Origin of the sequence: Flavivirga algicola, assembly GCF_012910715.1 — a bacterium.
Lineage (GTDB): Bacteria > Bacteroidota > Bacteroidia > Flavobacteriales > Flavobacteriaceae > Flavivirga > Flavivirga algicola.
Genome location: NZ_JABBHF010000009.1, coordinates 92,908 through 105,100 on the forward strand (window position 1 = coordinate 92,908; position 12,193 = coordinate 105,100).

At 33.1% G+C, this 12,193-nt stretch carries 5 protein-coding genes; all 5 read right to left on the minus strand.

The genetic code is table 11. From position 1 onward, the window contains the following. Position 1: 1 nt before the first annotated feature. Genes HHX25_RS15460 through HHX25_RS15480 form a run of 5 tightly spaced genes read right to left on the minus strand, consistent with a single transcriptional unit; the run spans position 2 to position 12,126 of the window. A complete protein-coding gene (locus HHX25_RS15460) occupies positions 2-2,428 on the minus strand; it encodes an ABC transporter permease (protein ID WP_169675372.1) in 2,427 nt (808 codons plus the stop codon). A 4-nt stretch (positions 2,429-2,432) separates the two neighbouring features. Beyond that, entirely contained in the window at positions 2,433-4,862 is a 2,430-nt protein-coding gene (locus HHX25_RS15465; protein ID WP_169675374.1) for an ABC transporter permease, read from the minus strand. Positions 4,863-4,891: 29 nt separating this feature from the next. Then, positions 4,892-7,291, minus strand: a complete 2,400-nt coding sequence (locus tag HHX25_RS15470) for an ABC transporter permease (RefSeq protein ID WP_169675376.1) — start codon at positions 7,289-7,291, stop codon at positions 4,892-4,894. A 20-nt stretch (positions 7,292-7,311) separates the two neighbouring features. After that, positions 7,312-9,696 carry an ABC transporter permease gene (locus HHX25_RS15475; RefSeq protein WP_169675378.1) on the minus strand — a complete coding sequence of 795 codons (2,385 nt, stop codon included), beginning with the start codon at positions 9,694-9,696 and terminating at the stop codon, positions 7,312-7,314. 54 nt (positions 9,697-9,750) lie between these two features. After that, a complete protein-coding gene (locus HHX25_RS15480; RefSeq protein WP_169675380.1) occupies positions 9,751-12,126 on the minus strand; it encodes an ABC transporter permease in 2,376 nt (791 codons plus the stop codon). Positions 12,127-12,193 lie beyond the last annotated feature (67 nt).

The window sequence follows — 12,193 nt, forward strand, 5'->3', positions numbered from 1 at the left end:
TTTATTCAGACCTCAAAACTTCAGCGGGGTTGATAATTGCAGATTTAATGGCATGATAACTAATGGTTACGAAAGCTATTGCTAATGCTATAATACCCGCAATAGCAAAAACAGACCAAGACATATCAATGCTATATTCATAATCTTGTAACCAATTTTGCATTAAGTAATAAGCAACAGGAATAGCTACAACCAATGCAATTACAATTAGTACTAAAAAGTTTTTAGTAAGTAGTTTAAATATGGTTTGCATTGAAGCCCCTAACACTTTACGAATGCTCATTTCTTTATTACGTTGCTCAACCATATAAGCCGAAAGCGCCAACAAACCTAAACAAGCAATTAAAATGGCTAAAATGGCAAATGTGGTAAATATGGATTTCATTCTACTTACGTTATCGTACATCTTTGCAAAGGAGGTATCCATAAATTCATAACGAAAAGCCATATTGGGAACAAAGGTTTTCCATTTAGATTCTATAGTAGTTAAAACTCCAGAGACATTTGTGGTATTAATTTTTACAGATGTTATTGAAGGGCTTATGGCATAGAAAAGAGCTAGAGGTTGCACAGCTTCTTTCATGGTATTGAAATTAAAATCTTCAACAACTCCAACTATTTCATAAAGGTTTCCAAATCTGTCAATTCTTTTCCCAACAGGTTCCTCTAATTTTAATTTTGCAACCATAGCTTGATTGATGATAACAGCTTGTTCGTCAGAAGCCCTGTTGGCTATAAAGTTTCGCCCGTCAACAAGTGTCATTCCTAATGTTTCTATATAGTCTTCATCAATGGCCCAAGCTTGACCTGATATAATTTCATCTGGATTATCACTACCTTCATTTTTAAAACTATTTCCATTTCGTTTGGTACCTTCAATAGGTAAATAATCACTTATGGAAGCATGGCTTATTCCTGGTAGTTGCTTAAGTTCTTCTTTAAAAGTTTCAACGTGCTCACCCATAACACCTGTACTATAAATTTGTAGGACTTGGTCTTTTTCAAAACCTATTTTTGAATTTAGAATAAAATTCATTTGCTGATTAACAATTAACGTCCCTACTATCAGCACAATAGAAATGGCAAATTGAAAAACCACGAGACTACCTCTTAACCCTCCTGATTTGCTTCCTGTACCTAATTTTCCTTTAAGTACATTAACTGGATTAAATTTTGAGAGGTAAAAAGAAGGATACAATCCAGCTAATGTCCCTACTACTAATGATGCCAATAAAATAGTGGGTATAAACCCATAACTAGCCCAAGGCATTGTTAAATCTATACCAGACATTTGTCTGAATAGTGGCATTAATAAAGCTGACAATGCAATACCTATAATAAATGCAATAAAAGAGATAATAATAGATTCTGCTAAAAATTGCCCAATGAGCTGAGTACGTGTAGAGCCTACCACTTTTCTTAGGCCGACCTCCTTAGCACGATTGGCTGATTTTGCTGTAGATAGGTTTACAAAATTAATGCTGGCTATAATTAAGATGAACAAAGCTACGATACCAAAAACCCAGATAATCTTAATGTCGTTACGAAAACTTGATTCATAATCAAACTGAGAAGAATGCAAATTAATATCGGTTAATGGTTGTAGAAACATTTTAAATTTATCACTGTCTACCTCATAGCCTCCAGCTTTATAGGCTGGCGTTAAATACCGTTCCATTAATGTTGTGTTCATCTTTTTTTCAAAAGTTGTAACACCTATTTCTGGTTTTAAAACCACATACGAGAAGTAATTATTTTGATACCATCTGGTTTGTTCTCCTTCACCAAACTCTACATCTTTTAAAGTGATTAAAAAATCATATTCTAAATGGGAATTGCTTTTAAAATCCGTCATCACTCCATTAATTTTGAATGGCCTATCATTATTTCCATTCAAATACATGGAACGCCCTATGGGATTTTGGTTTTTAAAATACTTATTAGCTATGGTTTCTGAAATCACAATGGTGTTAGGATTTGAAAGGGCAGTCTTGGCATCTCCATACACCATTTGAATATCCATAATATCTATTATAGATTGGTCGGCATAGGTAAAACCTTCTTCATAATGTTGGGTGTTTTCTCCATCAAAACGTATATTGTTACTGCCTGCACCCCAAAATAGTTCAGTAGCCATAAGCCTTCCTGTGTTTTGTACTTCTTCAAAATCCTGTAAAATTGTAGGAGCAGTGTTTGCAGAAAAATGAATTGTGGGTGTGATTTGATCGTCTATAATGAAATTACCCGTTATTCTATATATATTTTCTGAATTAGAAACATGTTTATCATAACTACTTTCATGTAGAATATAAATTGATATTAAAATACAGGCTGCAACACCAATACTTAATCCAAAAATGTTGATAAATGAAAACCCTTTGTTTTTTAAAAGGTTTCTCCATGCGATTTTGAAATAGTTACGTATCATAATACTATTCTTGTTTAAGTGAATGAACTGGATTAATTAAAGCAGCATTGATAGTTTTAATACTGATAGAAATTATTACAAGTAGAAAAACCAATATTACAGGTAGTGCTAGCATCCAGAGGCTTAATGATATCCTGCTAGCAAAATTATCAAGCCAGTTATTAGCTAAAAGATAGGCAATGGGCACCCCAATAAGCATAGAGATAAACACCGTTTTTACAAAGTTTTTTGATAGTAATACCAGAATATTAGAAACACTGGCCCCTATCACTTTTCGGATACCGATTTCTTTTTGTCTTTTTAACACTGTAAAAGAAGCTAAACCAAATAAACCAAGACAAGCTATTAGTATGGCAAATCCAGTCAATACATTAAATACAGATTGAAAACGTCTATCTGCTTTAAACTGTTTATCAAATTCCGTATCCATAAAAAAGTATGAAAACGGGGCTTCAGGAAAAACCGATTTATAAACCTTTGCTAATTGAGCTAGCTGCTTTTTCGGATTACTATTATGAAATTTTATACTAGCTAATCCATCAAAAGAGTTTGAAAATCTATGGATTATAGGAACAAACGGTGCTTTAGCCGACTCTTGATGGTAATCTTTAAGAACCCCTTTTATAGACCATTCGGCACCCCACATTTTTATTGTTTTCCCAATAACCGACTCATAATCTGTCACTCCCCAAAGTTTTAGTGCTTTTTCATTCACTATAACTTCCTGTTTGTTAGGAGTACTGGTTTTATCAAAATTCGTACCTGCCAGTAATTGCATATTCATTAGAGGAATGAAGTTTTTATCAATTGTAGTGATGTAAAAATTATGATTATGCTTTTCTGAAGATTCCGAGAGATTAATACCAGTTGTAGTACTCATCTCATTAGCCAATTCACCTGGTACAGCTTCAGATAAAGACACGTTTTTAATGTTTGAGTTTGCCAGTAGCTTTTGCTTAAATACACTATATTTTTCCGTAGAACCATTTTGCATAGGTGCCTCAACTACAATTGTATTTTCAGTTTCTACTCCCAATTCAATATTTCTTATAAAACTGAGTTGAGACTTAATAGTAAATACTAATATTAAAAGAACGATGGTTACTGTAAATTGAAATACAACCAAAGACTTTCTCAATAGCACCCCTTTAAAAGAATGCGTAAAGTTCCCTTTAAGAATAAGTGACGGTTTAAAAGATGACAATACTAAAGCTGGATATACACCAGAGAACAACACCCCAAAAACTAAAAATACTCCAAGAATTCCCCAGAAAACTATATCTGTAAACACATTAAAACCATCTGGTAATCCTGCTATTTCAACAAAATTGTCTTTAACAAAAAAGATAATGATCAATGCACAAACTCCAGCTAACAAGTTCATTAGAAAGGCTTCTACTAAAAATTGAAATCGCAACTGGCTTTTGGTGGATCCTACTACTTTTCTAACACCTACTTCTTTAGCTCTATCTAAGGCTTTTGAGGTGGTTAAATTAATATAGTTAACATAAGCACTAATAATGACTAAAAAAGCAACGCCTAATAAGAAAAATACAGCTGTAGCACTTCCATTTGGTTCTGGCTCAAAAGGCTTATTAGAATATAAGTGTATATCTTCTATTTTTTGACTAATTACACGATCGGTTTCTAACTTACCTTCACGTTTTAATTGCTTGTTAAATGCAACTAAGTTTTGTGTAAAATTTTCATAGGAAGCGTTGTCATTTAGTAAAGCATAGGTATAGGTATTATTTCCATCCCAGTTGTTTTCTGTTTCACCATAAAATGCTTGCATAATTGGGTCTTTAAGCAATGTTGTATAAGACATCAACATATCAAACTTTAAATGGGTATTGGAGGGGCTATCTGGAACCACACCAACGATGTCTAATAACAATTCCGTTCCTGCAGCTGGTAAGGCAATGGTTTCTCCAATTACATTTGTACGGTTAAAGTATTTTAGGGCAACAGACTCTGTTAAAACGGTTTGATTAGGTTCTTTAAAAAGGCCCTCTTCTTTCCCATGTATTAAAGGGTATGAAAAGAGGTTAAAGAAAGATGGGTCTGTGGCATACACTTTTTCTACTATAAACTGTTTGTTATTAACTTCTATGGTTATAGTAGGTTCTCCAATATGATAAGCTCTTGTAAAGTTTTTAATCTCGTTCATTTCAGCTTGTAACTTAGCTCCTAATGGCGGATTCGTTTCGCAATCTTGAGAACTAACTGTTTCACCATCCATAATATCATAAGTAAGTCTTACTATTCTATCAGCGTTTTCATGTGTGTTTTCATAACTTAATTCAAACCTTACATATTGAATAATTAATAAGGCTATTGCAAAACCAGTTGCCAACCCTAACAAATTAATAGCTGTAAAGCTTTTATCTTTTGAAAAACTTCGCCATGCGATTTTGAAATAGTTACGTATCATAATTGTTTGTTTTTTGATCCTGCGATGATTTATTCAGTTCTTAAGCTTTTTACCGGATTTGCCCTCGCCGCTTTTAAAGCATAAAAACTCATTGTAAAAATGGCTATTCCCAGAGCCATAGAGCCCGCCATTGCAAATACCCACCAATCAATTTTTATACTAAAAGCATATTCGTTAAGCCATTTTCTCATGGCATACCATGAAAATGGGGTCGCTACCAGAATTGCTATTCCTACTAACTTTATAAAATCTTTAGACAATAATGTGACAATACTACTTACTTCCGCTCCCAATACTTTTCTAACACCAATTTCCTTAGTTCTTTGCATAGCACTATACGTTGTAAGCCCCAATAGGCCTAAGCAAGCAATGAGAATTGCTAAAAATGAAAATATGGTAAACAGCTCTTTAAATTTAAAATCGGCTTCATATTGCGTATTAAAAGAGTCATCTAAAAAGCGATATAAAAAAGGCCGATGTGGTGCTAAAACAACCCATTTATCACGTATATCTGCAATAGTTTTCTGAAGATTTGAAGACTTTATTTGTAATGATAAATATTTACCTGCAGACTCTAAACGGAGAGCTAATGGAGCTACTTCATGATGAAGTGACACATAATTAAAATCTTTTACTACACCTATAACTGTGCCTTCTCTTCCCCACTGCTGAAAACGTTTGCCAATAATTTCTGATGGATTAGTATATCCTAAACTTCTCGTGGCAGCTTCGTTTACTACCATAGAGGAAATAGTATCTGCAGGAAAATCTCTGGAATAGGCTCTACCTGCTACCATTTCTATATTGTAATGCGGAATAAAATCGACGTCTACTTCATATAAAAAAGGGTCAAAAACCTGCATTGGTCCCTCTTTAGTTTCCATGCTGGTACCTGCAGCTGGAAAATGACCTCCTGGAACCGTTCTTGAAGATGCAACAGAATTAACCCCTGAAAGGCTTAAAAATTCACTTTTTATAGTTTCTAGATTAAGGAGCACTTCACGATCCCAATTGTAGTCTATTACCAGCTGTTGTTCTCTATCAAACCCTAAATTTTTATTCACCATATAATCTAATTGAGAATAGACTATTATGGTACAAGCTATTAAAGCTATAGACAAGCTAAATTGGAATACAACTAAGCCTTTTCTTAAATTCACACCACTTTTAGAAGTACTAAAAACACCTTTTAAAACGCTGGACGGATTAAAACCTGATAGCACAAAAGCAGGGTAAACACCAGCCAATACTCCTGCAATTAACGCTGTTCCAATATATAATGCGAGCGTATAGCTATTAAAAATTTCACTACTAACAAATTGTTTTCCTGTAATATCATTTATATAAGGCAGGCATAACATTGCTATACCAAGACCCAGGATTGCTGAAAGCAAGACTATGATTAATGACTCTCCTAAAAATTGATATATCAAGCCCTTTTTGTTTGCTCCAATCACTTTTCTTACACCAACTTCTTTTGCTCTTTCTAAAGATCTTGCTGTTGAAAGGTTCATAAAATTGATACTCGCAATTATTAGAATAAACAAACCGATAATAGCAAAAATGTATATGTTTGACAGGTTACCAGTGACACCTGGTTGTCTCGCCACTTTAGACTTTAGATATGCATCAGATAAAGGTTCAAAAGAAATATCGTAGTAGTGATCTTCACTTCTTTCTGGCCAGTTTCTTTTTATAAAATCAGGCATTTTAGCCTGGAATGCTTCTTGATTAAAGTTATCGGCCACCAGGAAATAGGTATAAAAATCTACATATCCCCAATAACCAAAAATATTTGGTCTGGTTTGATAAAATGAACTCATAGACATGAGCACATCAAAAGAAAAATGAGAATTCCCAGGTATATCTTTCATGACACCTGTTACTGTATATTTGCCATCTCTGGCTCTTCCTCCTTTTCCATCCAGAGTTTTTCCCATTGGGTCTTCATTGCCAAAATACTTTTTAGCTGTAGTTTCTGTCAATACTACAGAATAAGGTGCTTCTAAAGCTGTTTCTGGATTACCTGATAGTAAAGGCCACGTGAATACATCAAAAACAGTGGGGTCTACATAAAAACAGTCACCTTCTTGAAAAGAGTGTTGATTATAACTTAACAACACATCTGATCTTCCTGAAAACTGAACTTTTTCAATAACTTCAGGAAAATCATTTTTTAAAGCTGGACCCACTGGTGCATTACCCCATATCCATCTATCCTCTAAGTTATTTTCACTACTGTGATGTACAACTCTATATATGTTATTGCCTTTCTCATGGTAATTATCAAATGAAAGTTCATTTTTTATAAATAAAACTATGAGTAAAAAACAGGTCATTCCAATTGCTAAGCCTCCAATATTAATAAAGGAATATCCCTTGTTTTTCAACAGGTACCTCCAGGCAATTTTAAAATAGTTACGTATCATGATTTTATTGTTTGCTTATTTTATTCATATCTCAGAGCATCAATAGGGTTATTGGTAGCAGCAGCATAAACTTTTAATCCTATTGTAATACAGACAGAAGTGGTTAATACAAGTAATGCTATTAAAAATGAAAAAACTCCTATGGGTGCATGATACGGAAAAATAAAATTGAATATTAATCCATTTACTACCAGATACCCAAGACTCGCACCTATTACGAACGCAATGGCTGTTATAATTAATATTTCTCTACTTATCAAATACAGTAATCTGGAAATTGAAGCTCCCACAACTTTTCTTATACCAATTTCTTTTTTTCTGGAAATTACTTTCAGGGCTACCAGAGCATACAATCCAGATGTAGATAACAATATTGTTATGAAAGCCAGAAACAAAGCTACGTTTTTCAACCCTGCATTAATTCGCCTTTCTTTTTCAACCAGATCTTTTTGATAAAAACTTCTAAATGGTTTATTAGGAAATAATTTAAACCAGGTAGTTTTGAGAAATGCATGACCCGATTCAAGATTATCTTGCTGAAATTTAGCTACAAAATATTTAAATTGAGTATTATCGCCCTTTTTCAATATACAGGGAGGCACTTTAGCGTGTAAGCCATTTTGCTTATAGTCCTTTACTACACCTATTATGCGGTAATGTTTTTTATCCAGGACCACCTCCTTATTCAATGGATTATTGAGATGCAGATGTTTTATAAACGTTTCATTTACAATAATGGATTCAGCTTCTTTAACCTTGATATTTTCATCAAAATGTCTCCCATTTATCAGAGTTACCCCCATGGTTTCCAGATAATTTTTACCACCTATTGTTGATACTGTTACATTTAATTCTTCTTCGTCAACTTTAGCTACAGACGAATTAGCCCAGTCGCCAATATGGTTAAAAGATCCTGCATACTTTTCTAACTTTGAATATTTACCTGCTTCATGACTCAAAATATCAAACTCTCGCTTATCATCAATCTCAACTATAGCTAGTTCATCCATATTATATCCATAATCAACAGATTCTTGATACAAGGCATTTTTAGTCAAAAGAATTCCTATTACAAGTGCCAGACATGAAAACGTAAATTGCCCACCCAATAAAAACCTGGTGAATTTTCCAAAGGTTCCAAACTTTAACTTATCCTGAATTACGGTGAGCGCATTAAATGATGATAAATAATATGCTGGATAAATACCAGAAAGAATTGCTATAACAAATGGTAACCCAAATAAGAAACCTAATAATTTTACATTCTCTAGTAATGCTATTTTCAGATCTAATCCTGTGTATGAATTCACCATTGGCAACATACAATACACAGCAACTAAAGCTATGACAGATGCCAGAAAGCAGATGAGTATATTTTCAAATAGAAACTGAAAGATTAATTGTTTTTTTTCACTTCCAAATACTTTTCGTAAACCAATCTCTTTAAGTCGTTTTGTAGATAATGCTATAGAAATATTAATAAAATTGAAGCATGTGATTAGTAAAATAAGTAACGACATAATTGCTGGTACAAATACTATTACACCTCGCTGATTACTTGCCAGCATATTATTTCCATGAACATAGGAAGCAAAATCTACATCAGAGCTAAAAGCAACATCTTTAAAAGGCTGAAAATTGGCTTGTACAATGTCCCAATTATCCAGAGTATTCTTTTTACTATTTATAAATGGCTGTATCTGTTTTTTTAAAACAGACAACTCATTGCTGTTTTCCACCTTTACAAAAGCGGTTAATTTTCGAGAACTATTCCATTTTAAACTTTTATTTTCATTTGACAGGGATTCAAATGAAGTAACAATGTCAAATTGAAAACTAGAATTACCTGGCTGTTTATCCAATACCCCTACTACAGTATAAACAACATCTTTACCCAGATTATTTATTAATGTAATGTTTTCTCCAACCGGGTTTTTATCCTTAAAAATTTTCCTGGAGAATTCATTACCTAAAATAACGGTATTATAACCTAAATCTAGGTTATTTCCTTTTTCTAAAGGGAGCGTAAAAAATTCAAAAAATGTTTTATCTGTATAGTTAATCTGTTCTCTAAAGGTATTACCATCTTTCTTTACTAAAACCCCTTCTTTATATAATCTGGCATATTCCAGATTAGTATTTGAGTTGATTACAAAAGTCTCAAAAAGAGGCTCTGGTACCAAGCTCCATTGCTGTTTTTTACCATTAATTACTCTATTGGTATTTAATCTGTAAACAGCATCTGCTTTGGTATGATGGCTATCAAAAGAATCTGTGTAGTCATAATTTATATAAGACAAAATACAGCATGTCAATGCAAATGAAAAACTAATAAGACTAATAGCAACAAACGTTTTGTTCTTAGCTAAAATTCTCCATGCGATTTTAAAATAGTTGCGTATCATAGTTTCGTTTTTTGATACTGAAACAGGTTCAGTACAAATTGATGATGTTTTGACTTACTCTGTCCTTAAACTTTTCACTGGATTAGCAATTGCTACTTTTATCGTCTGGTAACTTATTGTTACAAGCGTTATAAGCATTACCAGAACAATAGCGATAACAAAATACCACCACTGTATTTTGGTTCTATAAGCATACCCTTGCAACCATTGTTCTGTTAAATACCATGCTACTGGTGTAGCTATAGCTCCAGCTATTAAGATAAGCTTGAGAAAATCTACAGAGAATAAGCTCAATATATGACCTACACTACTACCTAGAACTTTTCGAATACCAACCTCTTTAATACGTTGATTTGCAAAAAAGAGTATCAACCCATATATACCTAAACAACCTATTAAAATGGCTAAACCAGAAAATACTTTTGATAGAAAAAGATAGCGTTGTTCTGTTCTATACTGTTGATTAATTCGATCATCTAAAAATCGATATTCAAAAATATAATCTGGAAACGCCTGGATCCATTCCCTATCAATATCTGCCATAATACTTTTAGTATCTCTGTGACTTATTTTTAGCGATATTTCACTATACCATTCAGTATTAAGGGTAAATACCATGGCACTTATACCTCTTGTAAATTTTTCATTGTGAAAATCTTTAATTACCCCAACAATATTTCCAGTAACACCATTTACACTTAATTTTTTACCTAAAATTGCTTCTGAAGTCACTCCTATTTTTTCAACAAATTGCTCATTCACAATCATTTCATTAGAGTATTCTTTTTTGAAGAAGTTTCTCCCTGCAACAAAAGAGACATCATACAATTTTAAATAATCTTCATCTCCGGGCTTTAATGAAACTTGAAACTTTTCTGCTTCTGGCCTATTATCATAATTAACAGTAGAATACCAATTACTAGTAGCCGCACCAGGACTACTTAAACACATAGAGACCTCTTTAACTCCTGAAATGTTTTTTAAACGCCCCTTTAAACTTTGCTGTTGAACCTTATCAATAGTTTTGGGAAGACTTAACATGGCAACTTGGTCTTTATCAAATCCCAAATCGCTATTAACAGCATAATCAATTTGTTTAGAAACAACTATAGTAGCTACAATAAGAATTATGGATATTGAAAACTGTGCTACTACTAAAACTTTTCGTGTAGATATGCCTTTTGTGTTTTTTTGAAAAAACGATCCTTTTAAAGCTAACACTGGTAGAATACGGGACATTAAAATACCCGGATAGGAACCTGACAAAAAAGTAACCACTCCTAAGAGCAACAGTATCATACCAAAAAACTGAACGTTTAAAAGTGTTTTTAAAGATAGCTCAATGTTAAATAAAGTATTAAATGCTGGAAGAAAAATGGCCGCCATGAGTACCCCTAGCAAAATTGCCATTAAACTGATTAAAAAAGTCTCAACAATGAACTGCCAGAATAAATGTTGCTTAATGCTACCTAATACTTTACGGATACCTATTTCTCTGGAACGATACGAGGATAAAGCTGTAGAAATATTAATAAAATTTATAGCAGCTATTCCTATTAAAAACAGGCCTATAATTCCAAATAAAATGAGAAACTTAGCATCTACATCACCATAATCCTTCATAAAGTGGATATCATTTAAGGCATGTAATTTATAAATGTGTTTGGTTGTGGGGTCATTTGCCCTATATTTCTCTGGAAATTCTAAAAGAGCAGTTTCCAAGGTTTCTTTCTTTACGTCTGGTTTTAAAAGTGCAAAACAATTAAGACCTCCAGATATTCCATACCAGCTTTCACCAGCTTCAAAAGAGTTAAAACTATTAAGGTTTTCAAAAGCAACTAAAACACCTGTTTTTAAAAAAGTAGATTTAGGCAAATCTTTTAAAACCCCTACTATTTCTATAACTTTATCGTTATCAAGCTTAAAAACTTCTCCTGTAACATTCCGCCTTCCAAACATTTTCAACGCCTTTTTTTCGGTAATTACCGCTGTGTTGGGTTGCGAAAGAACAGGTTTGCCTCCGCTTATTGTAGGAAAACTAAAAATATCGAAAAATCCATCTTCAACAAATGCTACATTTTCTTTGTACTTCACCCTGCTAGTATTTTTAGTAATACTTAATACTAAATTTTCCTTCCAGACAATTTTGGCAACTTTTTCAGCATAATCATAATCATCCCTCAAGGTATTTGCCAAACCTGGTGGCACACTTGGTATATGATTTACAGTACCTCTTGTTTCTTCGGTATCTATTCTATAAATCCTATCTGCATTGGCATGAAATTTTTCAAAAGAAAAATGATAGTTTAAAAACAGATAAATTATAATACTGCTGCCGAAACCTATAGCAAGTCCCAGAATATTAATAGCAGTGAATACTTTTCTTTTTGTTAAGTTTCGCCACGCGATTTTAAAATAATTTCGTATCATAACTATTCGTTTTCATGTACTAACCTTTGTGCTGAATTTATCTTAGCATGGTTTCAGTATCTATTGA